Raw genomic sequence first — 24,217 nt, 5'->3', positions numbered from 1 at the left:
CCAGTGATGACAGGGCTATAGCCGCATCTTCGCATGATGAAGGTGGAACGCCCTACCTGCCGCTGGTTCAGTACTAGGCAGCACGTAGGGCCTGGGGTTACTGAGAAATGACTTCCTTTAGATAAGGCGCCGGCTCGGCACCAAGATTGTTAAGCAAGCGTTGGCTGTACCAGTCAATAAAGTTCACCACCCCGAACTCATAGGTCTTGGAGTACGGGCCAGGCTGGTAAGCGGTAGAATTGATCCCCCGCTGGTTCTCCTCCGCCAACCGACGATCCTGGTCGTTGGTGGCATCCCATACTTTGCGCATCTCCTCTGGGTTGTAATCAACCCCCTCGACCGCATCCTTGTGCACCAGCCACTTGGTGGTGACCATGGTCTCCTGCGCGCTGATCGGCCACACGGTGAACACGATCATATGGTCGCCCATGCAGTGGTTCCACGAATGCGGCAGGTGCAGGATGCGCATTGAGCCTAGGTCCGGATTCTTGATACGGCCCATCAGCTTCTGGCAGGCCTGCTTGCCGTCCATGGTCATCGACACGGTGCCCTTGAGCAGTGGCATGCGCACGATGCGGTTACGCAGGCCATGGCTCTTGTGCAGGTACGGAATCCCCTCGGCTTCCCAGGCGGCGGCCGAGGCGGCCACGTGGTCCTTGAATTCCTGGCTGGCGCGCGGGTCGTTGGTGTCGTCCCATTCCAGCAGGGTCTTCAGCAATTCGGGGTGTGAGCCACTGCAGTGGTAGCACTCGCGGTTGTTCTCCAGCACCAGTTTCCAGTTGGCCTTCTCCATCAAGGTGGTCTGCACCGCCACCTTGGTGTTCTCCATGTCGTACGGTTCCATGTAGTGGTCGAGGGTGGCGAGGAACTCGTCGATGGCTGGCGGGTTCTCGGCCAGGCTGATGAAGATGTAGCCACCGGCCACCTTCACGTTCACCGGTTTGAGGCCGTACTGGTTCATGTCGAAGTCGGCGTCCATCTCGGTGCCGGCGAACAGCAGGCGGCCATCGAGCTCATAGGTCCACTGGTGGTAGTGGCAGACCAGCTTGGCCACCTTGCCTTTGTCGCTGACGCACAGGCGCGAGCCGCGGTGGCGGCAGACGTTGTGGAAGGCATGCACCTTACCTTCGGCGCCGCGTATCACGATGATCGGGTTCTTGCCGATCTGCAGGGTGATGTAGTTGCCCTTGGTCGGGATCTCGCAAACCATGCCGGCGATCAGCCACTCCTTGTGGAAGATCTCCTGCATGTCGATCTGGAACAAGCGCTCGTCGCAGTAGAACGGCTGCGGCAGCGAGTAGGTGCGCTCGCGGGTCTGCAGCATTTCGGCGGTGGCCTTGCGTGCAGGTTCCAGTGGATCGCCCAGGCTCAGGGTTGCGGTGACGTCCATCGTGTGGTCCTCGTGGCCGCGCGCGGCCGGCTGAAGTGGCTAATCGTTGTTGTAGTGCCGCAAGGCTGTTGTTAGCGATAAACAACCTGTTGTTTTGCCGAGGAGTGTGCGTCCGGGCCGGGAAATGACCATATCCACGGGCGACATGGCCGCATCGAATTCCGACGCGCCAACCCTTGTAGCGCGGGGCTGGTCGCGATGAGCACGCCGATGTCGCGGATGGGAATGTACGGCGCGGTGCGCTTGCGCATTATCGGAGCCATGAGAATGGCCGACAGTCGGCTGCTGGAGATGAACATGTCCGATACCTTCCTCAATCCGGTTACCACCCAGACCTGGGCCAATGGCCGCCACATCGTGCGCTGCGTCAAGGTCATCCAGGAAACCTGGGACGTGCGCACCTTCTGCTTCATGGCCGACCAGCCGATCATGTTCTTCTTCAAGCCCGGGCAGTTCGTCACCCTGGAACTGGAGATCGAAGGTAAGCCTGTGATGCGTTCGTACACCATCTCCAGCTCGCCGTCGGTGCCCTACAGCTTCTCCATCACCGTCAAGCGCGTGCCGGGTGGGCTGGTGTCCAACTTCCTCCACGACACCATGCATGAAGGCGCTGAACTGCCGGTGCACGGGCCGGTGGGGTTGTTCAACGCCATCGACTTCCCCGCGGGCAAGACGCTTTACCTGTCCGGCGGCGTCGGCATCACCCCGGTGATGTCCATGGCCCGCTGGTTCTACGACACCAACGCCAATGTCGACATGGTGTTCGTGCACAGCGCCCGCTCGCCGAAAGACATCATCTACCATCGCGAGCTGGAGCAGATGGCCTCGCGCATCCCCAATTTCAGCCTGCACATCATCTGCGAAAAGCATGGGTTGGGTGAGCCCTGGGCCGGTTACCGCGGTTACCTGAACCAGCGGCTGATGGAACTGATTGCCCCGGACTACCTGGAGCGCGTGATCTTCTGCTGCGGGCCGACGCCCTACATGAACGCGGTCAAGCGCATGCTCGAGGCGGTCGGCTTCGACATGAAGAATTATCACGAGGAATCGTTCGGTGCGACGCCGCCTGAGGCGAAGGCCGACGCGGTGGAGCATGCCGAAGCGGCTGCCGATGCGCCGGAAGTGGATGTGGCCGACCTCAACCTGGTGGAGTTCGTCGGTAGCGACAAGAGCATCCGCGTGGCCCCTGGCGAGACCGTGCATGCGGCGGCGGCCAAGGTCGGGCTGATGATCCCCAAGGCCTGCGGCATGGGGATCTGCGGCACCTGCAAGGTACTCAAGCTCGGCGGCGAGGTGGAGATGGAGCACAACGGCGGGATCACCGAGGAGGATGAGGCCGAGGGTTACATCCTGTCGTGCTGCAGCGTGCCGAAGGGGGATGTGCGGATCGAGTATTGATCTACATTCGCAGGGGCCGCAAAGCGGCCCGGGTTACATGGGGTGCCTGATATTTTTGCCAGTTCCACTAGCGCCGCATCGCTGCCAATCTTCGGATGGAATTCACGGCGAAGGATTGTGGACAATGCCTACCTACTTGTTTGCCTGCGACAAGCAGAACACCCCCCTTGGCGGCATTGGTTTTTCCGATCGGGGCTTTACCGCCTATGGGGCGTTAACGTCACCGATCAGCCCGATGACAGGTTTCTGTGGACAGCCTCGTGACGCCCAGATGGATCGCTATCCATTAGGCAATGGGCACCGTCGGTACAGTCCTGCCTTGATGCGGTTCCAAGAACCTGACACGTTGAGTCCGTTCGACAAGGGCGGCATCAACGCGTACATGTATTGTGCGGGAGATCCGGTGAACCGGCTTGACCCGACTGGCGGATACTCTGCCTTGGTCTCGCAGATCATTCAGCGCTCCGGGACCATCGCATTGCATACCGCCTCGCCGCTGGCGTTGTTGTTGGGGCCAGAGCCCAAGGGGGCGTTGGCGGTGAACGCCACACGGGTTGCCCTGGCTGGTTCCGCCACCAGTGTGGTGGCAGCAGGGTTGGGGTTGGCCGGGGTGGGGGCGGCAACCTATGTTGCCAATGCCGGGACCGCACTGCTGGCAGCGGGGGCAGGAACTCGGATTGCCAAGGCGGTCTGGGAGAACCGAGCGGAGCTCTGGCAGTATGTCAAGGAAAGTGTCAGCACCAATGTAAGGGCAGTGCTGGGCCTGCGCAGAGAAACAAGTACGCCGTCGACAACCGATGGAGCTTCCAGCGTTCAGGTATCCACGGTTGACCACGAAATTGTGTCACTGGGTGGATCCATGAATGGCATCAGGGCCTCTACCTGATGCCATTGGGTTAGAGGCAGTTAATCGCGGGCTTGCCTCGCTATGGCTGTAAAGGTCAGGTACGGAAGCGGGCCACCAGGCCGTTCAAGTCAACCGCCAGGCGCGACAGCTCGGCACTCGCCGCGCTGGTCTGATGTGCCCCGGTAGCGCTCTGCACCGACAGGTCGTTGATGTTCACCAGGTTGCGGTCCACCTCGCGGGCGACCTGAGCCTGTTCTTCCGCCGCACTGGCAATCACCAGGTTGCGCTCGTTGATCTGCGCCACCGCACCGGCGATGGTGTCCAGCGCCAGGCCCGCGCCACGGGCGATGTTCAGGGTTGACTCGGCGCGCTCGGTGCTAGTGCGCATCGAGTCCACGGCCTGCTCGGTGCCGCCCTGGATGCTGCCGATCATCCGCTCGATCTCGCTGGTGGACTGCTGGGTGCGATGTGCCAGTGCGCGCACCTCGTCGGCGACCACGGCGAAGCCACGACCGGCCTCGCCGGCGCGGGCGGCCTCGATGGCGGCGTTGAGCGCCAGCAGGTTGGTCTGGTCGGCCAGGCCGCGGATCACGTCGAGCACCTTGCCGATATCGCGGGACTGCTCGGCCAGGTGGGTGATCAGCTTGGCGGTGGACTGTACGTCGCCGCTCATGCGTTCGATGGCGCCCACGGTCTCCATCACCAGGTCGCGGCCATCGCCGGCCGAACGGCTGGCTTCGCTGGAGGCCTCGGAGGTGCTTACCGCGTTGCGCGCCACTTCCTCGACCGCGCTGGTCATCTCGGTGACGGCAGTGGCGGCCTGCTCGATCTCGTTGTTCTGCTGCTGCAGGCCACGGGCGCTTTCGTCGGTGACGCTGTTCAGCTCCTCGGCGGCGGAGGCCAGCTGGGTGGCGGAGCCGGCGATCAGCTGCAGGGTGTCGCGCAGCTTGTCCTGCATCTTGGCCATGGCCTTGAGCAGCCGCGCCGCCTCGTCGGTGCCTTCGGCGTGAATGCTGTGGGTCAGGTCGCCCTCGGCGATCTGCTCGGCGGCCTGCAGCGCTTCGTCGATGGGCTTGACGATACTGCGGGTAAGCAGGAAGGCGAACAGCAGGGTCAGCACCGTGGCGGCCACCAGCAGGCTGATCACCAGGGCGAAGGCGCCGCTGTACTGGTCGGCGGCCTGGGCATTGGTGGCGCTGGTCTGGTCAGTGTTGATGCGCACCAGGGTGTCCATGATCTTGTTGATCTGTTCGGAGTTGTCCAGCAGGTCGCGGTTGAGCAGGTCGCGCAGGGCGTCCAGATCGCCGGCCTGGCTCAGCGTGCGCATGCGCGCCTCGAGCTGGCGGTACTGGTTGAGCAGCAGGCCGTACTGGTCGAAGGCGGCCTTCTCGTCGGCGGCGGTCACCAGCGGCTCGTAGGCGCGGCGGGCCTTGTCGATCTGTGCGTTGCGCTCGTCCAGCAGGCGCAGGGTGTCCTGTTGGGTGGCCGGTTCGCGGTTGAGCAGCAGGCGGTAGGACAGGGTGCGCAGGCGCAGGTTGAGCGCGGTCAGCTCGTCGAGGGTCTTGATGCTGGGCACGCTGATCTCCTCGATGGTCACGCCGGCCTGGCGGATGTTGCCCATCTGGATCAGCGAGAACACGCCGAGGCCCAGCATAAGCAGGCCGATCACGGCGAACCCGAGCAGCGCGCGCGGCGCGATATTCATATTGCGTAAGGACATGGAGGCAGTTCCCAAGGCAGAAGAGGTGCCGCGATCCATGCGACGGAAGAGGACCTGCCTGCCTATCGGTCGTGACCGGCCAGTCTTGAGTCCGTCAGGCAAAAATTGTGAGGCAGCTAACTATTTTCCTGACCAGCGGTTGATCCAGGTCGGAACAAGGGAGCCGATCCTGGGTCAACCTGAACCCGGCAAACACCTTTTGAATCCGATATTTAATGGCGGGGGCGGCAGTTTTTCCTTATCGTGTGCGCCCTTTGCAACAACCGAGATAGACGCATGTTGGAAACTTCCCTGAATCAACTCGAGCAACTGGTCAGCGACCTGATGCACAAGAACGCGCAACTGGCCGAGCAAAACGCCAGCCTCGGCCAGGAACTGGCCCAGGCCAAGGAAGAGAACGACAGCCTGCAGTTGTCGCTGATGGAGCAGGAAGAGAAGCACGGCGCCACCGCCGCCCGCATCCAGGCCCTGGTCGAGCGCGCCAGCGCGGGTGTCGTGAACGCATGAGACTGCAAGCGCAGCCGGTCAATGTCGTGTCGATCCTGGGTAACGACTACTCGCTCAAGGCGCCCGAAGGCCAGGAAGAAACCCTCTCCCAGGCCGTGCGCATGCTCAACGTCGCCCTGGCCGAAACCAAGCGCAACTATCCGACCCTGATCGGCGACAAGCTGCTGGTGCTGGCCGCCCTGAATTTGTGCTCCAAGCAGATCGAACTGCAGCGCGAGCACGACCGCACCCTCGAGCGCACCCAGGCGCAGATCGACGCCACGGTCGATGCCATCAGCAAGGCCGTCTCCGACGTCTGACTGACGCCATCGCGCGGCGACTGGTAGCAGGCTTGCCCCGCGACTAGGGCGGCCGTTGTGTCGCGGATCACTGGAACAACTGGATACTTAAGTGTATACACTTCCCGAAAAACAATAATTAACGGGGAGTGGAACATGCGCATCTGGCGGCGGAGTATCCAGTGGCAACTGATCGCAAGCATGGGCGCCGCCCTGCTGGCGAGCATCCTGGTGGTGGTGGCGATCTATACGATGGCGCTCAACCGCTTGACCGAGCGCTACCTGGTGGACACGGCGTTGCCGGCCAGCGTCGAAGCCATTCGCAACGATATCGAGCGCATGCTCGGTCAGCCGCTGGCGGCGGCGGCGGACATTGCCGGCAACACGCTCCTGCGCGACTGGCTGGCCGCCGGTGAGGCCCCGGCCGAGCTGCCGCGCTTCATCGAATACCTGGAGGCGGCCAAGCAGCGCAACCACGCCTTCACCACTCTGTTCGCCTCGACTGTCACCGGCCACTACTACAACGAGAAGGGGCTGGACCGCACGCTCAGCCGCGCCAATCCCAAGGACAAGTGGTTCTACGGCTACATCGACAGTGGTGCCGAACGCTTCATCAATATCGATATCGACGGCTCCACCGGCGAGCTGGCGCTGTTCATCGACTATCGGGTCGAGAAGGACGGCCAGCTGGTCGGCGTGGCCGGCATGGGCCTGCGCATGACCGAGCTGTCGAAGCTGATCCACGACTTCAGTTTCGGCGAGCACGGCAAAGTGTTCCTGGTGCGCAATGACGGCTTGATCCAGGTCCATCCCGACCAGCAGTTCAGCGGCAAGCGCCAGCTTGCCGAGCAGCTGGACGTCGAGGCGGCCAAGGCCGTGCTGGTGGGCGGTGAAGGCCTGCGCAGCAGCCGTTTCCAGCGTGATGGCAAGGACTACCTGGCCCTCGGCCTGCCCCTGCGAGACCTGAACTGGACCCTGGTAGCCGAGGTGCCGGAAGCCGAGATCTACGCCCAGGCCCGCCAGGCCATCTGGCAGACCTGCCTGATCGGCGGCGGCGTGGCGCTGCTTTCGCTGTTGCTGGTGGTACTGTTGGCACGCGGGTTGGTCCGGCCCATTCGCCAGGTCACCGCCGCATTGGTGCAGATCGGCGGTGGCGCGGGAGACCTCAGCCATCGCCTGGACGACTCGCGCCAGGACGAGCTGGGCGACCTGGCCCGTGGCTTCAACCGCTTCCTCGACAGCCAGCGCGGTCTGATCGGCGAGGTGCTGCGTACGACCGAACGCCTGCACCGGTCGGTGGAGCAGGTGACCCTGGTGGTGGACAACACCGCAGAGCGCTCGGGCCGTCAGCAGGAAATGACCGAGATGGTCGCCACCGCCGTGCACGAAATGGGCCTGACCGTGCAGGATATCGCCCAGAATGCCGGCTCCGCCGCCCATGCCTCGCAGTCGGCGCGCGACGAGGCGCTGCAGGCGCGGGAGGTGGTGCGCCGTTCCATCCACAACATCGAAGGCATGTCCGGGGAGATCGGCCGCGCCGCCGAGGCGGTGACGCAGCTGGCCGACGAAGTCGCCTCGATCGACGAAGTGCTGGCGGTGATCCGCAGCATTTCCGAGCAGACCAACCTGCTGGCGCTCAACGCCGCCATCGAAGCGGCACGGGCCGGTGAGATGGGCCGGGGGTTCGCCGTGGTGGCCGATGAGGTGCGGACCCTGGCGCGGCGGACCCAGGTATCCACCGACGAGGTGCAGCAGATGATCCACCGCCTCAAACAGGGCGCGGGCACCGCCGTGGCGTCGATGCAGGCGGGGCAGCAGGCGACCGGCAACGGCGTCGAGTCAAGCCAGCGCACCGGCACCTCGCTCGGTGCGATCACCGATCAGGTCGAGCGCATCAGCGGCATGAACGAGCAGGTGGCCACCGCCACCGAGGAACAGTCGGCGGTGACCGAGGAGATCAACCGGACGGTGCAGGGGATTTCCGACCTGGCGCGGCAGACGGCCAGCGAAGTGCAGGGGTGTCGCGAGGAGTGCCAGGCGTTGCGTGGGCTGGCCGATGACCTGGCGCGGCAGATGGGTGGGTTCCGCCTCTAGCTGATCGCGGGGCAAGCCCGCTCCCACAAGAGGCTTGGAATGCTCGTGGGAGCGGGCTTGCCCCGTGATGACGATATATCAGGCAGCAAAGATGGCGCGGATGTCCGCCGCCAGTTCACGCACCCGTGCTTCCTGGGTATCCCACGAGCACATGAACCGCGCCCCACCGCTGCCAATGAAGGTATAGAACCGCCACCCCTTGTTGCGCAGCACTTCCAGCGCATGCTCCGGCATCTGCAGGAACACGCCGTTGGCCTCCACCGGGAACATCAGCTCCACCTCCGGCAAATCGCTCACCAGCGATGCCAGCAGCTGCGCGCAGTTGTTGGCATGCTTGCCATGACGCATCCACGCGCCGTCTTCTAGCAGACCAACCCATGGCGCCGACAGGAAACGCATCTTCGATGCCAACTGCCCGGCCTGCTTGCAGCGGTAGTCGAAGTCCTCGGCCAGGGCGCGGTTGAAGAACAGGATCGCCTCGCCCACCGCCATGCCGTTCTTGGTGCCGCCGAAGCACAGCACATCGACCCCGGCCTTCCAGGTCAGTTCGGCCGGCGAACAGCCGAGGAACGCGCAGGCATTGGTGAACCGTGCGCCGTCCATGTGCAGGTTCAGGCCCAGTTCCTTGCAGGTGGCGCTGATCGCCTTGAGCTCGTTGGGGCGATACACCGTGCCCACTTCGGTGGCCTGGGTGATGGTCACCACGCGGGGCTTGGGGTAGTGGATGTCCTGGCGCTTGAGCGCCACTTCGCGGATCGACTGGGGCGTCAGCTTGCCGTTGACGCTGGCGGCGGTCAGCAGCTTGGAGCCGTTGGAGAAGAACTCCGGCGCGCCGCATTCGTCGGTCTCGACGTGGGCGGTCTCGGAGCAGATCACGCTGTGGTAGCTCTGGCACAGCGAGGCCAGGGCCAGGGAGTTGGCGGCGGTGCCGTTGAAGGCGAAGAACACCTCGCAGTCGGTCTCGAACAGCTTGCGGAAGTATTCCGAGGCGCGTTCGGTCCACTGGTCGTCGCCGTAGGCGCGTTCGTGGCCCTGGTTGGCCTTTTCCATCGCGGCCCAGGCTTCGGGGCAGATGCCGGAGTAGTTGTCGCTGGCGAATTGTTGGTTGTTGTCGATCATGACGCCTGTCCTTTTGTACGACGCAGGAACGCACTCTAAACCATCGATTTGGCGGTTGCCTATACAGGCTGTTTGAGCCGGATGCGGTCTCTTGGGAGAAGCGGCGCACCGCCGCTCCCACGCAACTTTCCTCAGCGCCTTGAACAATGTCGTAAACGCGCCATTGCAAGGCGCGCGCAGGCATCTGTGCCCCGGTGCCCGGCCATACCATCGCTGCAAAGGGTGGGAAAACCCTCACCAGACAAGAAACGATCGCTGCCGGGAGATACACGATGTTCAGCAAGCAAGACCAGATCCAGGGTTATGACGACGCACTGCTGGCGGCGATGAATGCCGAGGAACAGCGCCAGGAAGATCACATCGAGCTGATCGCCTCGGAGAACTACACCAGCAAGCGCGTGATGCAGGCCCAGGGCAGCGGCCTGACCAACAAGTACGCCGAGGGCTACCCGGGCAAGCGCTACTACGGCGGCTGCGAGCACGTCGACAAGGTCGAGGCGCTGGCCATCGAGCGCGCCAAGCAGCTGTTCGGCGCCGACTACGCCAACGTCCAGCCGCACTCCGGCTCCTCGGCCAACGGCGCCGTATACCTGGCTCTGCTGCAAGCCGGCGATACCATCCTGGGCATGAGCCTGGCCCATGGCGGCCACCTGACCCACGGTGCCAAGGTGTCGTCCTCGGGCAAGCTGTACAACGCCGTGCAGTACGGCATCGACACCACCACCGGCCTGATCGACTACGACGAAGTCGAGCGCCTGGCCGTCGAGCACAAGCCGAAGATGATCGTCGCCGGTTTCTCGGCCTACTCGAAGACTCTCGATTTCCCACGTTTCCGCCAGATCGCCGATAAAGTCGGCGCGCTGCTGTTCGTCGACATGGCCCACGTCGCGGGCCTGGTCGCCGCCGGCCTGTACCCGAACCCGATCCCCTTCGCCGATGTTGTCACCACCACCACCCACAAGACCCTGCGCGGCCCGCGTGGTGGCCTGATCCTGGCCAAGAGCAACGAAGAGATCGAGAAGAAGCTCAACGCCGCCGTGTTCCCCGGCGCCCAGGGTGGCCCGCTGATGCACGTGATCGCCGCCAAGGCGGTGTGCTTCAAGGAAGCGCTGGAGCCTGAGTTCAAGAGCTACCAGAAACAGGTCATCGAAAACGCTCAGGCCATGGCCCAGGTGTTCATCGACCGCGGCTACGACGTGGTCTCCGGCGGCACCGACAACCACCTGTTCCTGGTCAGCCTGATTCGTCAGGGCCTGACCGGCAAGGACGCCGACGCCGCCCTTGGCCGCGCTCATATCACCGTCAACAAGAACGCCGTGCCCAATGACCCGCAGTCGCCGTTCGTCACCTCGGGCCTGCGCATCGGCACCCCGGCCGTCACCACCCGCGGCTTCAAGGTCGCCCAGTGCGTGGCGCTGGCCGGCTGGATCTGCGATGTGCTGGACAACCTGGGCGACGCCGATGTCGAGGCCGATGTGGCCAAGAACGTCGCCGCCCTGTGCGCCGACTTCCCGGTCTACCGCTGAGTGGAGCAGAACACCATGCAACGTTATTCAGGCTTCGGCCTCTTCAAGCACTCCCTCAGCCACCACGAGAACTGGCAGCGCATGTGGCGCACGCCGACGCCGAAGAAGGTCTACGACGTGGTCATCGTTGGCGGTGGCGGCCATGGCCTGGCGACTGCCTACTACCTGGCCAAGGAACACGGTATCACCAACGTGGCGGTGGTCGAGAAGGGCTACCTGGGCGGCGGCAACACCGCCCGCAACACCACCATCGTGCGTTCCAACTACCTGTGGGACGAGTCGGCGCACCTGTATGAACACGCCATGAAACTGTGGGAGGGGCTGTCGCAGGACATCAACTACAACGTGATGTTCTCCCAGCGCGGCGTCTACAACCTGTGCCACACCCTGCAGGACATCCGCGACTCCGAGCGTCGGGTCAACGCCAACCGCCTCAATGGCGTGGACGGCGAGCTGATCCGTACCGAGCAGGTGGCGGCCGAGATCCCGTACCTGGACTGCTCGAAGAACACCCGCTACCCGATCCTCGGTGCCACCGTACAGCGCCGTGGCGGCGTGGCCCGTCACGATGCCGTGGCCTGGGGCTTCGCCCGTGCCGCCGACGCCCTGGGCGTGGACCTGATCCAGCAGACCGAGGTGATTGGCTTCCGTAAAGAGAATGGCGCCGTGATCGGTGTCGAAACCAACAAGGGCTTCATCGGCGCCAAGCGCGTCGGCGTGGTCACCGCTGGTAACTCCGGGCACATGGCCAAGCTGGCCGGTTTCCGCCTGCCGCTGGAGTCGCACCCGCTGCAGGCACTGGTATCGGAGCCGATCAAACCGATCATCGACAGCGTGATCATGTCCAACGCCGTGCACGGCTATATCAGCCAGTCCGACAAGGGCGACCTGGTGATCGGCGCCGGTATCGACGGCTGGGTCGGCTACGGCCAGCGCGGCTCCTACCCAATCATCGAGCACACCCTGCAGGCGATCGTCGAGATGTTCCCGATCCTCTCCCGGGTGCGCATGAACCGCCAGTGGGGCGGCATCGTCGACACCACGCCGGACGCCTGCCCGATCATCTCCAAGACCCCGGTGAAGAACATGTTCTTCAACTGCGGCTGGGGCACCGGCGGCTTCAAGGCCACCCCGGGCTCGGGCAACGTGTTCGCCGCGAGCCTGGCCAAGGGCGAGATGCACCCGCTGGCCGCGCCTTTCTCCATCGATCGTTTCTACAACGGCGCGCTGATCGACGAACACGGCGCCGCTGCCGTCGCCCACTGACCCGGAGACAACCGTCATGTTGCAAATCTTCTGTCCCCACTGCGGCGAGCTGCGCTCCGAGGAAGAATTCCACGCATCAGGCCAGGCGCACATCGCCCGCCCACTCGACCCCAACGCCTGCTCCGACGAGGAGTGGGGCACCTACATGTTCTTCCGCGACAACCCGCGCGGCATCCACCATGAACTGTGGGATCACGTCGCGGGCTGTCGCCAGTACTTCAACGTCACCCGCGACACCGTGACCTACGAGATCCTGGAAACCTACAAAATCGGCGAGAAACCTCAGGTTACCGCCGCCTCGAAACAGAGCACCGCGCCAGCGACCGCCAAGGGCCAAGGGGAAAAAGTATGAGCCAGACCTATCGCCTCGCCAGCGGCGGCCGTATCGACCGCAGCAAGGTGCTGAACTTCAGCTTCAACGGCAAGACCTATCAGGGCTATGCCGGCGACACCCTGGCCGCCGCGCTGCTGGCCAACGGCGTCGACATCGTCGGGCGCAGCTTCAAATACTCGCGCCCGCGCGGGATCATCGCCGCCGGTACCGAGGAGCCGAACGCGATCCTGCAGATCGGCTCCAGCGAAGCCACCCAGATCCCCAACGTGCGCGCCACCCAGCAGGCCCTGTATGCCGGCCTGGTGGCCACCAGCACCAACGGATGGCCGAACGTCAACAACGACATGATGGGCATCATCGGCAAGGTCGGCGGCAACATGATGCCGCCCGGGTTCTACTACAAGACCTTCATGTACCCCAAGTCGTTCTGGATGACCTACGAGAAGTACATCCGCAAGGCGGCGGGCCTGGGCCGTGCGCCGCTGCAGAACGATCCGGACAGCTACGACTACATGAACCAGCACTGCGACGTGCTGATCGTCGGCGCCGGCCCTGCTGGCCTGGCCGCTGCGCTGGCTGCCGCGCGCAGCGGCGCCCGGGTGATCCTGGCGGACGAGCAGGAGGAGTTCGGCGGCACCTTGCTCGACAGCCGCGAAACCCTTGATGGCAAACCAGCCGTCGACTGGGTCAATGCCGTCGTTGCCGAGCTGGAGTCGCTGCCGGAAGTCACCCTGCTGCCACGCAGCACGGTCAACGGCTACCACGACCACAACTTCCTGACCATCCACGAGCGTCTGACCGACCACCTCGGCGACCGCGCGCCCATCGGCCAGGTACGCCAACGCGTGCACCGTGTGCGCGCCAACCGTGTGGTCCTGGCTGCTGGCGCCCATGAGCGCCCGCTGGTGTACGGCAACAACGACCTGCCGGGCAACATGCTGGCGGGTGCCGTGTCCACCTACGTGCGCCGCTATGGCGTGGCGCCGGGCCGCAAGCTGGTGCTGTCGACCAACAACGACCACGCCTACCGCTGCGCTTTGGACTGGCACGACGCGGGTCTGCAGGTGGTCGCCATTGCCGATGCCCGCCACAACCCACGCGGTTCGCTGGTCGAAGAGGCTCGCGCCAAAGGTATCCGTATCCTCACCTCCAGCGCCGTGATCGAGGCCAAGGGCAGCAAGCACGTCACTGGCGCCCGCGTGGCCGCCATCGATGTGCAGGCGCACAAGGTTACCAGCCCGGGTGAAACCCTCGAGTGCGACCTGATCGCGACTTCCGGCGGTTACAGCCCAGTGGTCCACCTGGCCTCGCACCTGGGCGGTCGCCCGGTCTGGCGTGAAGACATCCTCGGCTTCGTCCCGGGCGATGCACCGCAGAAGCGCGTGTGCGTCGGTGGCGTGAACGGCGTCTATGCCCTGGGCGATGTGATCGCTGACGGCTTCGAGGGCGGTGTTCGCGCCGCCACCGAGGCCGGCTTCAAGGCCAGCGTCGGCACCCTGCCGAAAACCCTGGCGCGCAAGGAAGAAGCCACCGTGGCACTATTCCAGGTGCCCCACGACAAGGGCACCGCCCGTGCGCCGAAGCAGTTCGTCGACCAGCAGAACGATGTCACCGCCGCCGCCATCGAGCTGGCCACCCGCGAAGGCTTCGAGTCGGTCGAGCACGTCAAGCGCTACACCGCCCTGGGCTTCGGCACCGACCAGGGCAAGCTGGGCAACATCAACGGCCTGGCCATCGCCGCCCGCTCGCTCGGAATCGGCATCCCGGAAATGGGCACCACCATGTTCCGCCCCAACTACACGCCGGTGACCTTCGGCGCGGTGGCGGGCCGGCACTGCGGCCACCTGTTCGAGCCGGTGCGCTTCACCGCCCTGCATGCCTGGCACATCAAGAACGGCGCCGAGTTCGAGGACGTCGGCCAGTGGAAGCGCCCGTGGTACTTCCCCAAGCCCGGCGAAGATATCCACACCGCCGTGGCCCGCGAATGCAAGGCTGTGCGTGACAGCGTCGGCCTGCTGGACGCCTCGACCCTGGGCAAGATCGACATCCAGGGCCCGGACGCGCGCGAATTCCTCAACCGCATCTACACCAACGCCTGGACCAAGCTCGACGTGGGCAAGGCCCGCTACGGCCTGATGTGCAAGGAAGACGGCATGGTCTTCGACGACGGCGTGACCGCCTGCGTCGGCGACAACCACTTCATCATGACCACCACCACCGGCGGCGCCGCCCGTGTGCTGCAGTGGCTGGAGCTTTACCACCAGACCGAATGGCCAGAGATGAAGGTGTACTTCACCTCGGTCACCGACCACTGGGCGACCATGACCCTGTCCGGCCCCAACAGCCGCAAGCTGCTGGCCGAGGTCAGCGACATCGACCTGGACAAGGAAGGCTTCCCGTTCATGAGCTGGAAGGAAGGCCTGGTTGGCGGCGTGCCGGCACGGGTGTTCCGCATCTCGTTCACCGGCGAGCTGTCGTACGAGATCAACGTCCAGGCCAACTACGCCATGGGCGTGCTGGAGCAGATTGTCGAGGCGGGCAAGAAGTACAACCTGACCCCGTACGGCACCGAGACCATGCACGTGCTGCGTGCCGAGAAGGGCTTCATCATCGTCGGCCAGGACACCGACGGCTCGATGACCCCGGACGACCTCAACATGAGCTGGTGCGTGGGTCGCAACAAGGCCTTCTCGTGGATCGGCCTGCGCGGCATGAACCGTGAAGATACCGTGCGAGAGAACCGCAAGCAGCTGGTGGGCCTCAAGCCTGTGGACCCGAACGTGTGGCTGCCGGAAGGCGCCCAGCTGGTGTTCGATCCCAAGCAACCGATCCCGATGGACATGGTTGGTCATGTCACCTCCAGCTACGCGGCCAACTCCCTGGGCTATTCGTTCGCCATGGGCGTGGTCAAGGGCGGCCTCAAGCGCCTGGGTGAGCGGGTGTATTCGCCCCAGGCCGACGGCAGCGTGATCGAGGCCGAGATCGTGTCTTCGGTGTTCTTCGATCCGAAGGGCGAGCGGCAGAACGTTTGATTCCAGGATGACGGGATCTGCGAGGGAGCGCTCAAGCCCGCTCCCTCGAGGTCAGCGTGGTTCCTCGCACAAGAATTCAAGGCAGGTAAGAAATGAGCGCTATCAACGTCTTCCAGCAAAACCCAGGCTCCGATGCCAAGGCCCAGTCGCCGCTGCACCACGCCGACCTGGCCAGCCTGGTCGGCAAGGGCCGCAAGAACGCAGGCGTGACCCTGCGCGAGAAGAAACTCCTCGGCCACCTGACTATCCGTGGCAATGGCCATGACCAGGCCTTCGCCGGCGGCGTGCACAAGGCCTTGGGTCTGGAGCTGCCGGTGGCTCTGACCGTGGTCGCCAACAGCGAGATGTCGCTGCAATGGGTGGGCCCGGACGAGTGGCTGCTGATTGTCCCCGGCGGCCAGGAGTTCGCCGTCGAGCAGAAGCTGCGCGATGCCCTCGACGGCCAGCATATCCAGGTGGTCAACGTCAGCGGCGGACAGACCCTGCTCGAGCTGCGCGGACCGAACGTGCGCGACGTGCTGATGAAATCCACCAGCTATGATGTACACCCGAACAACTTCCCGGTGGGCAAGGCCGTTGGCACCGTGTTCGCCAAGTCGCAACTGGTGATCCGGCGCACCGCCGAGGACACCTGGGAGCTGGTGATCCGCCGCAGCTTCTCTGACTACTGGTGGCTGTGGCTGCAGGACGCGTCGGCCGAATACGGCCTGGCCATTGAAGCGTAAGGAGCATTACCCATGAGTCGGGCACCGGACACCTGGATCCTCACTGCCGACTGCCCGAGCATGCTCGGCACGGTCGATGTGGTGACGCGTCATCTCTACGAGCAACGCTGCTACGTCACCGAGCACCATTCCTTCGATGACCGGCTGTCGGGGCGGTTCTTCATTCGCGTGGAGTTCCGTGCCCCCGATGGCTTCGACGAGGACGGTTTTCGCGCAGGCCTGGCCGAGCGCAGCGAAGCCTTTGGCATGGCGTTCGAGCTGACCGCGCCGAATCACCGCCCCAAGGTGGTGATCATGGTGTCCAAGGCCGACCACTGCCTTAACGACCTGCTGTACCGCCAGCGCATCGGCCAGCTGGCCATGGACGTGGTTGCGGTGGTGTCCAACCATCCTGACCTCGAGCCGCTGGCACATTGGCACAAGATCCCCTATTACCACTTCGCCCTCGATCCGAACGACAAGCCGGCGCAGGAGCGCAAGGTGCTGCAGGTGATCGAGGAGAGCGGCGCCGAGCTGGTGATCCTCGCCCGCTACATGCAGGTGCTGTCGCCGGAGTTGTGCCGGCGACTGGATGGCTGGGCGATCAACATCCACCACTCGTTGCTGCCCGGTTTCAAGGGCGCCAAACCGTATCACCAGGCCTACAACAAGGGCGTGAAGATGGTTGGCGCCACGGCGCACTACATTAACAACGACCTGGACGAAGGGCCGATCATCGCCCAGGGCGTCGAGGTGGTTGACCATACGCACTATCCCGAGGACCTGATCGCCAAGGGGCGCGATATCGAGTGCCTGACCCTGGCGCGGGCTGTGGGTTATCACATCGAGCGACGGGTGTTCCTCAACGCCAATCGGACTGTGGTGCTTTGACATTGGGGCTGCTTTGCAGCCCATCGCGACACAAGGCCGCTCCCACAGGTACAGCGCAAGTCTCAGGGGTTGCGCTGGCCATGTAGGAGCGGCCTTGTGTCGCGAAAGGGCCGCACAGCGGCCCCGGCTTTTGGCCTGCCGTGAACAGGCATTTGCTTGTCGCATCCAGTCACCGCCCCACCTCCTATCCAGCCCACAATTCCCTTCATTCCAGTAACACAGGCCGCCCACGGAAAGGCGGCGCTTTCCACCACCGCTGCATAAATACAAATCAAGCGAGGTAAGAAGCATGTCTGGTAACCGTGGAGTGGTGTATCTCGGCGCGGGCAAGGTCGAGGTGCAGAAGATCGACTACCCCAAGATGCAGGACCCGCGCGGCAAGAAGATCGAGCACGGCGTCATCCTCAAGGTGGTCTCCACCAACATCTGCGGCTCCGACCAGCACATGGTCCGCGGCCGCACCACCGCCCAGGTCGGCCTGGTCCTGGGTCATGAAATCACCGGTGAAATCGTCGAAATGGGCCGTGACGTCGAACGCCTGAAAATCGGCGATCTGGTGTCGGTACCCTTCAACGTTGCCTGCGGTCGCTGCCGCTCGTGCAAGGAGATGCACACCGGCGTCTGCCTCACCGTCAACCCGGCCCGCGCCGGTGGTGCCTACGGTTACGTTGACATGGGCGACTGGACCGGCGGCCAGGCCGAGTACGTACTGGTGCCCTACGCCGACTTCAACCTGCTGAAACTGCCGGACCGCGACAAGGCCATGGAGAAGATCCGCGACCTGACCTGCCTGTCCGACATCCTCCCCACCGGTTACCACGGCGCCGTCACCGCCGGTGTCGGCCCGGGCAGCACCGTATACGTCGCGGGTGCCGGCCCGGTCGGCCTGGCCGCCGCCGCGTCCGCCCGCCTGCTGGGCGCCGCCTGCGTCATTGTCGGCGACCTCAACCCGGCCCGGCTGGCCCATGCCAAGTCGCAAGGTTTCGAAGTGGTCGACCTGTCCAAGGACACTCCGCTGCACGAGCAGATCATCGATATCCTCGGTGAGCCGGAAGTGGATTGTGCCGTCGATGCCGTTGGCTTCGAGGCCCGTGGCCATGGCCATGAAGGCGCCAAGCACGAGGCCCCGGCCACCGTGCTCAACTCGCTGATGCAGGTGACCCGCGTGGCTGGCAAGATCGGTATTCCGGGCCTGTACGTGACCGAGGATCCGGGCGCAGTGGATGCCGCCGCCAAGATCGGTGCCCTGAGCATCCGCTTCGGCCTGGGCTGGGCCAAGTCCCACAGCTTCCACACCGGGCAGACCCCGACCATGAAGTACAACCGCCAGCTGATGCAGGCGATCATGTGGGATCGCATCAATATCGCCGAAGTGGTGGGGGTGCAGGTGATCAGCCTGGACCAGGCGCCGGAGGGGTATGGGGAGTTTGATGCAGGGGTACCGAAGAAGTTTGTGATTGATCCGCATAAGACATTTAGTGCGGCGTAAGATGTTAACTACAGCGCCCCTTTTGGGGCGTTGTGGTTTTTTGAAAACGGCCAGTGACTTTGCGGGTTAGTCCCTACGTAAGTCGATATTGCTATCTTGCATGGGGAAGAAGGTCCTGGGTTTGTAGTTGAAAGGTTCTGTCTCGCTAACTTCAAAGTTAGCGTCGGTAAGTGCTACTCTGCGGTCTGTTTTAAGGATTTCTAGGTCGATCTTTCCTGTATTTGGATATTCGCTACGCAAATCGAATACCGTCCCCTCATAGCCTTTTACCTTACGGCCTGAAATGTTAGATAGTTCCTGGGCGAATATTTTTCCATTGGCATCTGGTGTGGCTGAGTCGCATATTGAGATATGAATTTTTTTGAATTTTTTTACATTGATTTCATTGTCTGATAGGAAGTTGGTGAATTGTGCTGCGCTCATTGTTTTGTCGTTAGCTCGTACTGCACCTGGAAGTCCGTGAGCTTTTATGAGCAGTGAATCACGTTGAAGCTTTCTGGGCTGCGAAAGAACAAGCACCCCCTGACTGTTTAAAAGCGGTAGCACCGGCTTGTGGCCTGATGGGTCGGTTTTGTTTATGGGGTCATTTAGTACATAAGCGTACACATTAACCCCGCCGTCATCGAATGGACTAAAGCTGTCTGGTGAGTTGAAGCGCATCAGTGATGGGTTATACGTCCGATAGCCATTTCCGAGCAGGTAGAGTCCTGAGCGCGCTCTGTGTTCAGCATTGAATCCCAATAGTGTGGGTTCACTGCTATTGAGCGGGCTGTGGCCAAAAGCTGAATAAGAAATGGTGCTTTGGGCCGAGTTTGAATGTCTGATTATAGATCCATTCTTGTCTGTGCCAAGTAACACCTTTACTGATGTAATAAGCATAGACTTTCTCGTCATGTTGCCTCCCTGAGATAGCCACCGTATTACGTCATGAGTGCTTTCTGTCTAGTAATGCTCACTGGTTCGGTATTAACTATGGGATGTCGCGTTGGTCCCGTATGCGCTGAACGCTTTCATTATGAGCGGCGAGCCTGTCTAGGCTATCTTCGCGATGCTCGATAATTGGCCGCCCTATTGCGCGGCGGCGTCCGTTTCGACCACTAGGGGGGACCTCAGTATCGCCCCATAGGCTTTTTAAATGCTGTATTCGGAGATCGAATATACGGTGTTCTGCCGCTTCGAGTGAAACACCTTTCATGTAAAACGTGCCTTCATCAATCGCGTCGCTAAAATCGCTATAGTTATCGCTCGTGATGTTTTCGAAAGCGGCTTTGTTTGATTTTTTGGTGGCTATAATTTTGGTTTTTTTTTGCCAGTTTTTTTAAGTTGTTAGCTTCGGTGTCAGGTAGGTGTTTTGTAATTCCTTCGACTACGGTGTCATTGAGCAGCAATGCGGGCCAGCCGGACGACTTATCAATATTCCATGCAGTGTTTATTCTGCCGGAAAGGCTGAGGTCGAGGGCGTGTCCGGAACTGTCTGTCATGTTAACAGGGTCACCTTGGCAGTATGCGTAGCTATTCAGACCTCCACGCTCAAATGGGGACCAGCTGTCGGGCGAGTTGAAGCGCATTAATTCGGTGTTGTAACCGCGGTAACCATTGCCAAGTAAATAAGTATCATTTTTTTCACGGTGTACGCCGGTAAAGCCCAGCAAATTTGTCCTGCCATTGAAAGGACTGAAGCCGAATACGGTATAGGGGCAGGAGTGTTGCTCCTGCGGCTTATGCCGGTGCAATACAGATCCCTGCCGGTCTGTTGCCAAAAACACCGTTTTTGAGCTTCTTATAAATCGCTGTGTCATGTCGCACCCCTGGCGTTGGCTTGACTTTACATAACTCTGCGACGGAGGGGGGGGCTCAGCAACTGGCAAAAATGTCAGGTACGCAGAAGGGTCCTACCTGCTCACAGGATGTATCTCACTGACTCGATGAGGTTAAAGGAAATACCCTACGTAATCTGTCGATACACGTCTGATTGTTTGGGGAAATCCTGCCCACTAGGCTCTCCCGGTCGCTGTCGGTTCAGCGATCGGGCGTGGAAACCCGGCGGTTAGCATGGTTGTTGTCGTCATGACGGCTGTACGCGGGAGGTCTCTGGGCCTGCCGGGTTCACCATGCACCGGTCTTTCCACCCCGTGTACAGCTGTCACCCTGATGTGTGGAAGCGGAAGGGTGGCACCCAACACTGCATGGTGCCTCTATGAAAAAAATCGTCCCCGACCCACCCGAAAACCTCCACGCCAAATTCCAGCTCCCACCCGGCCAATCCCTTTCCACTGCCATCCTCGAAGGCGCCGTGCCCATCGAAGAGGTGCTGATGAACGTCTGCCATTTCATGTTCATCGCCTATACCGACGGTTACCACGCCCAGGAACTGGCGACCGAGGACGATTTGAGGCAACTCCAGGCGTCCAGCCTGCAGCATTTGACTGTCGCCTGGGGGCAGGTCGATGCGCTGGTGGGGGCGTTGAAGCAGGTGCCTGCCTCGGGGTTCTATCAGCCGGGTTGAAATAGCCGGGGCCGCTGTGCGGCCCATCGCCGGCAAGCCGGCTCCTACAGGTACAGCGCAGGTCTCAGGCTATTGCGCAATACACTGTGGGAGCTGGCTTGCCAGCGATTGGGCCTCAGGGATGAACACCGATGGCCGGCCCGGAACAAACCCCCGGCGCTCCAGTCCAATCCCTCGTTTTCCGGCCATTCCGGCCGACGAGGTCCCTCCTGATGAAAGCAATCACCCTGGCAACCCTGATGACCCTGGCCGCAAGCCCGGTGTTCGCCTTCAACCTCAGCGACGCGGCCAACGCCGTCTCGGCCATGCAGAACCAGAACCAACAGGGTCATGTGCAGGCGCCGGCCGGCCAGGCCAACCTCCTCAACACCTTGGGCAGCGAATTGAAGATCACCCCAGAGCAGGCCATCGGTGGTGCCGGGGCGATGCTGGGGCTGGCGCGCAACAACCTCAGCGGCGACGACTATGGGCAACTGACCAAGGCCGTGCCCGGGCTGGACCTGCTGTCGGGTACCAATGCGCTGGGCGGGCTGAGCGGCCTGGGGCAGTTGCTCGGCAATGACAAGAACAGCTCGGCGCTGAGCAACGCGCTGGGCGGTGAGGTGCAGAACCGCAGCGACCTGGACAACGCCTTCAAGGCGCTGGGCATGGATACCGGGATGATCGGGCAGTTCGCGCCGTTGATCCTGCAGTACCTGGGGCAGCAAGGAATTGCCGGGTCGTTGTTGCAGAACCTGGGCAGCCTGTGGAACGCCCCTGCGCCGTTGAGCCAGCCATCGGTCTGAGCGTCTGACACCGGCACTGAGCGGTCGTGGGATCAGCCTGACTTAGGCGCCAACCTGCTCAGGTGCAGCGCCACCAGCAATGCGACCGCCAGCAGGCTGGCAATGAACAGCCCTGTCCCGTTCCAGCCCCACCGGTGCCAGAACACCCCGCCGGCAGTCCCGGCGACACTTGATCCCGCGTAGTAGCAGAACAGGTAAAGCGAAGACGCCTGTCCCTTGGCCTTCAGCGCCCGGCGGCCGATCCAGCTGCTGGCCACCGAGTGCGCGCCGAAGAAGCCGAAGGTGAACACCAGCATGCCGACGATGATCATCGCCAATGGGGTGGCCAGGGTCATCAACAGGCCCCCGGCCATCACCAGGATGCTGGCCCAGAACACCTTGCGCCGTCCCAGCCTGTCGGCCAGGGCGCCGACCTGCGCCGAACTGTAGATCCCCGACAGGTAAACCACCGACAGCAACCCGACCAGCGCCTGGTTCATGTGATAGGGCCCAGCCAGCAGGCGGTAGCCGATGTAGTTGAACAGGGTGACGAAGGCGCCCATCAGCAGGAAGGCTTCGAGGAACAGCCAGGGCAACCCTGCGTCCCTGAAGTGCATGGCGAAGCCGTCCAGCAGGCTGCGCGGATTCAGGGCCTGGGACCGGAAGTTGCGCGATTCGGGCAGCACTTTCCAGAACACCAGCGCCGCTGCCAGGGCCAATCCGCCGATGGTGAGCATCGCCGTGTGCCAGCTGACAAAGTCGATCAGCACGCCGGTGATCAGGCGCCCGCTCATGCCGCCGATGGCGTTGCCACCGATGTACAGGCCCATGGCCAGGCCGATGTGCTGCGGGTGGATCTCTTCGCTCAGGTAGGTCATCGCCACCGCCGCCAGGCCGCTCAACGACAAACCCACCAGGGCGCGCGTCGCCAGCACCAGCTCCCAGTTCGGCATCACCGCGCTGGCCAGGGTCGACAGGGCGGCGCAGAGCAGGGCGAAGACCATCACCGGCTTGCGCCCGATGCGGTCGGAGATCGGCCCGGTGACCAGCAGCCCGAACGCCAGCATGGCGGTGGACACCGACAGCACCAGGCTGCTCTGCGCGGCGTTGATGGAAAACTCCCGGGACAGCAGCGGCATCATCGGCTGCACGCAGTACAACAGGGCAAAGGTGGCGAAGCCACCGCTGAACAGGGCCAGCACGGTCTTCATGAAGGCGGGGGAGCCTTTCTCGATCCAGGTATCGTCGACGACAGGCTCGGGTTCGGCAGGCAGGGGGACTACGACGGATCTCACGGAGGGTACCTCGGGCGCTGGGGCCGGTGCTGCGGTAAAAAAAGCATATAGCTGGCTAATGATTAGATCCAATATATTGTTCGACCCGTTCAAGATGTTTTACGACCTGTTTGGAGTCGATCATGGAGTTGCGTCATCTGCGCTATTTCATCGCCGTGGCCGAGGAACTGCATTTCGGCCGCGCCGCCCAGCAGCTGGGTATTTCCCAGCCTCCCTTGAGCCAGCAGATCCAGGCCCTGGAGCAGGAGCTTGGGGCCCGCCTGTTCGAGCGCACCAACCGCCGGGTCGAGTTGAGCGAGGCCGGGCGGCTGTTCCTCGAGGAGGCGCGCCAGGTGCTGGCGCAGGTGGAGAAGGCCGCCGATGTGGCGCGGCGAGCGCAGCTGGGTGAACTGGGCGAGATGAAGATCGGCTTCACCTCGTCGGCACCCTTCACCTCGCGGATTCCCCAGGCCATTCGGGCCTTCCGCCAGCGCTATCCTTCAGTGCACCTCAACCTCAAGGAAATGAGCAGCCGAGAAGTGGTGGAGGCGGTGTTCGACGAGTCCATCGAAATCGGCCTGATGCGACCGATGCCGTTGCCGGAAGGGATCGCTTGCACCGAGCTGTTCCGCGAACCCCTGGTAGCCGTGCTCAATGCATCGCACCCGCTGGCTATTGGCAGCGAACAGGGTGTACATATGCAAGCCCTGGCCCATGAGCCGTTCGTATTCTTCCCGCGCAGCTACGGCAGTGGCCTGCATGCCCAGTTGCTGAGCCTGGCGCGCCAGGCGGGTTTCAGCCCGCATTTCGCCCAGGAAGCCGGTGAGGCGATGACCATCATCGGCCTGGTGTCGGCGGGGTTGGGTGTTTCGGTGTTGCCGGCCTCGTTCCAGCGCATGCGCATCGAAGGCGTGGTGTACCGCACGTTGCTCGACGAAGAGGCCATGACCGCCGTGTGGCTGGTACGTCGCGAGGCGCCCGGCTCGGCCATGGCCAATGCCTTCATCGCCCTGCTGGCCGGGCTGGAACAGCCCGAAGGTGCTGGCTAAACCGCTGCGCTGACCACATACTCGGGCAT

At 62.8% G+C, this 24,217-nt stretch carries 22 protein-coding genes and 2 pseudogenes; 16 read left to right on the top strand and 8 right to left on the bottom strand.

From position 1 onward, the window contains the following. Positions 1-97: 97 nt before the first annotated feature. Both gbcA and AC25M7_RS00985 read right to left on the bottom strand, forming a co-directional pair. The gene (gene gbcA, locus AC25M7_RS00990) at positions 98-1,390 is read right to left on the bottom strand and encodes a glycine-betaine demethylase subunit GbcA (RefSeq protein WP_486970634.1); all 1,293 of its coding nucleotides are present in this window, start codon (positions 1,388-1,390) and stop codon (positions 98-100) included. A 71-nt stretch (positions 1,391-1,461) separates the two neighbouring features. Beyond that, positions 1,462-1,689 (bottom strand): protein GbcA, encoded by a 228-nt coding sequence (locus AC25M7_RS00985; RefSeq protein WP_175406147.1) that lies wholly within the window; start codon positions 1,687-1,689, stop codon positions 1,462-1,464. On the opposite strand from AC25M7_RS00985, the gene gbcB reads away from it, so the two are divergent. Next, positions 1,688-2,788 (top strand): glycine-betaine demethylase subunit GbcB, encoded by a 1,101-nt coding sequence (gene gbcB / locus AC25M7_RS00980; RefSeq protein ID WP_028688442.1) that lies wholly within the window; start codon positions 1,688-1,690, stop codon positions 2,786-2,788. The genes AC25M7_RS00985 and gbcB overlap by 2 nt on opposite strands. Positions 2,789-2,912: 124 nt before the next feature. Beyond that, entirely contained in the window at positions 2,913-3,674 is a 762-nt protein-coding gene (locus tag AC25M7_RS00975) for an RHS repeat-associated core domain-containing protein (RefSeq protein ID WP_486970633.1), read from the top strand. Between the two features lie 55 nt (positions 3,675-3,729). On the opposite strand, the gene AC25M7_RS00970 is transcribed toward AC25M7_RS00975, so the two are convergent. Both AC25M7_RS00970 and AC25M7_RS00965 read right to left on the bottom strand, forming a co-directional pair. Beyond that, positions 3,730-4,593: a methyl-accepting chemotaxis protein gene (locus AC25M7_RS00970; RefSeq protein ID WP_372454741.1), complete on the bottom strand. Its 864-nt coding sequence runs from the start codon at positions 4,591-4,593 to the stop codon at positions 3,730-3,732. Beyond that, positions 4,585-5,340 (bottom strand): annotated as a pseudogene (locus AC25M7_RS00965) (MCP four helix bundle domain-containing protein); the annotation flags it as partial. The gene AC25M7_RS00970 and the pseudogene AC25M7_RS00965, both read right to left, overlap by 9 nt. Positions 5,341-5,631: 291 nt before the next feature. Between AC25M7_RS00965 and AC25M7_RS00960 the strand changes: the two are divergent. The 4 genes and pseudogenes from AC25M7_RS00960 (at position 5,632) to AC25M7_RS00945 (ending at position 8,234) form a co-directional block, all read left to right on the top strand. Next, positions 5,632-5,862: a hypothetical protein gene (locus AC25M7_RS00960; RefSeq protein ID WP_028688440.1), complete on the top strand. Its 231-nt coding sequence runs from the start codon at positions 5,632-5,634 to the stop codon at positions 5,860-5,862. Continuing rightward, a complete protein-coding gene (locus AC25M7_RS00955; RefSeq protein WP_028688439.1) occupies positions 5,859-6,161 on the top strand; it encodes a cell division protein ZapA in 303 nt (100 codons plus the stop codon). Before AC25M7_RS00960 ends, AC25M7_RS00955 begins: the two co-directional genes overlap by 4 nt. A gap of 135 nt (positions 6,162-6,296) precedes the next feature. After that, positions 6,297-7,370, top strand: a pseudogene (locus AC25M7_RS00950) (HAMP domain-containing protein); the annotation flags it as partial. Positions 7,371-7,496: 126 nt separating this feature from the next. Then, a complete protein-coding gene (locus AC25M7_RS00945; protein ID WP_372454740.1) occupies positions 7,497-8,234 on the top strand; it encodes a methyl-accepting chemotaxis protein in 738 nt (245 codons plus the stop codon). A gap of 78 nt (positions 8,235-8,312) precedes the next feature. Here AC25M7_RS00945 and AC25M7_RS00940 read toward each other — a convergent pair whose 3' ends face one another. Next, positions 8,313-9,353 (bottom strand): threonine aldolase family protein, encoded by a 1,041-nt coding sequence (locus AC25M7_RS00940; RefSeq protein WP_486970632.1) that lies wholly within the window; start codon positions 9,351-9,353, stop codon positions 8,313-8,315. Between the two features lie 272 nt (positions 9,354-9,625). Between AC25M7_RS00940 and AC25M7_RS00935 the strand changes: the two genes are divergently transcribed. The 7 genes from AC25M7_RS00935 (at position 9,626) to fdhA (ending at position 18,595) form a co-directional block, all read left to right on the top strand. After that, on the top strand, positions 9,626-10,879 hold the full coding sequence (locus tag AC25M7_RS00935; protein WP_028688436.1) for a serine hydroxymethyltransferase: 1,254 nt from the start codon (positions 9,626-9,628) through the stop codon (positions 10,877-10,879). A 15-nt stretch (positions 10,880-10,894) separates the two neighbouring features. Further along, positions 10,895-12,145 carry a sarcosine oxidase subunit beta family protein gene (locus AC25M7_RS00930; RefSeq protein WP_011536148.1) on the top strand — a complete coding sequence of 417 codons (1,251 nt, stop codon included), beginning with the start codon at positions 10,895-10,897 and terminating at the stop codon, positions 12,143-12,145. Positions 12,146-12,161: 16 nt separating this feature from the next. Beyond that, complete coding sequence (locus AC25M7_RS00925; protein ID WP_028688435.1) at positions 12,162-12,497, top strand: sarcosine oxidase subunit delta; 336 nt, start codon at positions 12,162-12,164, stop codon at positions 12,495-12,497. Next, complete coding sequence (locus tag AC25M7_RS00920; protein WP_062359769.1) at positions 12,494-15,511, top strand: sarcosine oxidase subunit alpha; 3,018 nt, start codon at positions 12,494-12,496, stop codon at positions 15,509-15,511. The genes AC25M7_RS00925 and AC25M7_RS00920 overlap by 4 nt, the downstream gene beginning before the upstream one ends. 92 nt (positions 15,512-15,603) lie before the next feature. Further along, positions 15,604-16,236, top strand: a complete 633-nt coding sequence (locus tag AC25M7_RS00915) for a sarcosine oxidase subunit gamma (protein ID WP_028688433.1) — start codon at positions 15,604-15,606, stop codon at positions 16,234-16,236. Between the two features lie 12 nt (positions 16,237-16,248). After that, entirely contained in the window at positions 16,249-17,106 is an 858-nt protein-coding gene (gene purU / locus AC25M7_RS00910) for a formyltetrahydrofolate deformylase (protein ID WP_349738403.1), read from the top strand. A 289-nt stretch (positions 17,107-17,395) separates the two neighbouring features. Beyond that, the gene (gene fdhA, locus AC25M7_RS00905; protein WP_011536143.1) at positions 17,396-18,595 is read left to right on the top strand and encodes a formaldehyde dehydrogenase, glutathione-independent; all 1,200 of its coding nucleotides are present in this window, start codon (positions 17,396-17,398) and stop codon (positions 18,593-18,595) included. 66 nt (positions 18,596-18,661) lie between these two features. Here fdhA and AC25M7_RS00900 read toward each other — a convergent pair whose 3' ends face one another. Together AC25M7_RS00900 and AC25M7_RS00895 are read right to left on the bottom strand one after the other, a co-directional pair. Continuing rightward, positions 18,662-19,489, bottom strand: coding sequence for an RHS repeat-associated core domain-containing protein (locus tag AC25M7_RS00900; RefSeq protein ID WP_279152936.1), 828 nt, complete (start codon positions 19,487-19,489; stop codon positions 18,662-18,664). Positions 19,490-19,833: 344 nt separating this feature from the next. Continuing rightward, positions 19,834-20,394, bottom strand: coding sequence for an RHS repeat-associated core domain-containing protein (locus AC25M7_RS00895; protein WP_486970631.1), 561 nt, complete (start codon positions 20,392-20,394; stop codon positions 19,834-19,836). A gap of 398 nt (positions 20,395-20,792) precedes the next feature. On the opposite strand from AC25M7_RS00895, the gene AC25M7_RS00890 reads away from it, so the two are divergent. Together AC25M7_RS00890 and AC25M7_RS00885 are read left to right on the top strand one after the other, a co-directional pair. Continuing rightward, positions 20,793-21,101, top strand: coding sequence for a hypothetical protein (locus AC25M7_RS00890; protein ID WP_236179587.1), 309 nt, complete (start codon positions 20,793-20,795; stop codon positions 21,099-21,101). A gap of 212 nt (positions 21,102-21,313) precedes the next feature. After that, positions 21,314-21,886 carry a DUF2780 domain-containing protein gene (locus AC25M7_RS00885; protein ID WP_069015869.1) on the top strand — a complete coding sequence of 191 codons (573 nt, stop codon included), beginning with the start codon at positions 21,314-21,316 and terminating at the stop codon, positions 21,884-21,886. 32 nt (positions 21,887-21,918) lie between these two features. Here the strand turns inward: AC25M7_RS00885 and AC25M7_RS00880 are convergent, their stop codons facing one another. Next, entirely contained in the window at positions 21,919-23,160 is a 1,242-nt protein-coding gene (locus tag AC25M7_RS00880) for an MFS transporter (RefSeq protein WP_486970630.1), read from the bottom strand. Between the two features lie 122 nt (positions 23,161-23,282). Between AC25M7_RS00880 and AC25M7_RS00875 the strand changes: the two genes are divergently transcribed. Then, a complete protein-coding gene (locus tag AC25M7_RS00875) occupies positions 23,283-24,188 on the top strand; it encodes a LysR family transcriptional regulator (protein ID WP_028688428.1) in 906 nt (301 codons plus the stop codon). The last annotated feature ends 29 nt before the right edge of the window (positions 24,189-24,217 follow it).

Source organism: Pseudomonas sp. P106(2024) (genome assembly GCF_057480815.1).
Note: the sequence above shows the minus strand (reverse complement) of the source record. Positions and strands in the feature narration are given on the sequence as shown.

Coding starts and splice junctions, on each gene's coding strand:
- AC25M7_RS00925 (WP_028688435.1), top strand. CDS start 12,162: ATGTTGCAAATCTTCTGTCCCCACTGCGGCGAGCTGCGCTCCGAGGAA.
- AC25M7_RS00920 (WP_062359769.1), top strand. CDS start 12,494: ATGAGCCAGACCTATCGCCTCGCCAGCGGCGGCCGTATCGACCGCAGC.
- gbcA (WP_486970634.1), bottom strand. CDS start 1,390: ATGGACGTCACCGCAACCCTGAGCCTGGGCGATCCACTGGAACCTGCA.
- AC25M7_RS00885 (WP_069015869.1), top strand. CDS start 21,314: ATGAAAGCAATCACCCTGGCAACCCTGATGACCCTGGCCGCAAGCCCG.
- AC25M7_RS00875 (WP_028688428.1), top strand. CDS start 23,283: ATGGAGTTGCGTCATCTGCGCTATTTCATCGCCGTGGCCGAGGAACTG.
- AC25M7_RS00890 (WP_236179587.1), top strand. CDS start 20,793: ATGAAAAAAATCGTCCCCGACCCACCCGAAAACCTCCACGCCAAATTC.
- AC25M7_RS00975 (WP_486970633.1), top strand. CDS start 2,913: ATGCCTACCTACTTGTTTGCCTGCGACAAGCAGAACACCCCCCTTGGC.
- gbcB (WP_028688442.1), top strand. CDS start 1,688: ATGTCCGATACCTTCCTCAATCCGGTTACCACCCAGACCTGGGCCAAT.
- AC25M7_RS00900 (WP_279152936.1), bottom strand. CDS start 19,489: ATGACGAGAAAGTCTATGCTTATTACATCAGTAAAGGTGTTACTTGGC.
- AC25M7_RS00955 (WP_028688439.1), top strand. CDS start 5,859: ATGAGACTGCAAGCGCAGCCGGTCAATGTCGTGTCGATCCTGGGTAAC.
- fdhA (WP_011536143.1), top strand. CDS start 17,396: ATGTCTGGTAACCGTGGAGTGGTGTATCTCGGCGCGGGCAAGGTCGAG.
- purU (WP_349738403.1), top strand. CDS start 16,249: ATGAGTCGGGCACCGGACACCTGGATCCTCACTGCCGACTGCCCGAGC.
- AC25M7_RS00935 (WP_028688436.1), top strand. CDS start 9,626: ATGTTCAGCAAGCAAGACCAGATCCAGGGTTATGACGACGCACTGCTG.
- AC25M7_RS00960 (WP_028688440.1), top strand. CDS start 5,632: ATGTTGGAAACTTCCCTGAATCAACTCGAGCAACTGGTCAGCGACCTG.
- AC25M7_RS00985 (WP_175406147.1), bottom strand. CDS start 1,689: ATGTTCATCTCCAGCAGCCGACTGTCGGCCATTCTCATGGCTCCGATA.
- AC25M7_RS00930 (WP_011536148.1), top strand. CDS start 10,895: ATGCAACGTTATTCAGGCTTCGGCCTCTTCAAGCACTCCCTCAGCCAC.
- AC25M7_RS00970 (WP_372454741.1), bottom strand. CDS start 4,593: ATGCAGGACAAGCTGCGCGACACCCTGCAGCTGATCGCCGGCTCCGCC.
- AC25M7_RS00915 (WP_028688433.1), top strand. CDS start 15,604: ATGAGCGCTATCAACGTCTTCCAGCAAAACCCAGGCTCCGATGCCAAG.
- AC25M7_RS00945 (WP_372454740.1), top strand. CDS start 7,497: ATGACCGAGATGGTCGCCACCGCCGTGCACGAAATGGGCCTGACCGTG.
- AC25M7_RS00940 (WP_486970632.1), bottom strand. CDS start 9,353: ATGATCGACAACAACCAACAATTCGCCAGCGACAACTACTCCGGCATC.
- AC25M7_RS00895 (WP_486970631.1), bottom strand. CDS start 20,394: ATGACACAGCGATTTATAAGAAGCTCAAAAACGGTGTTTTTGGCAACA.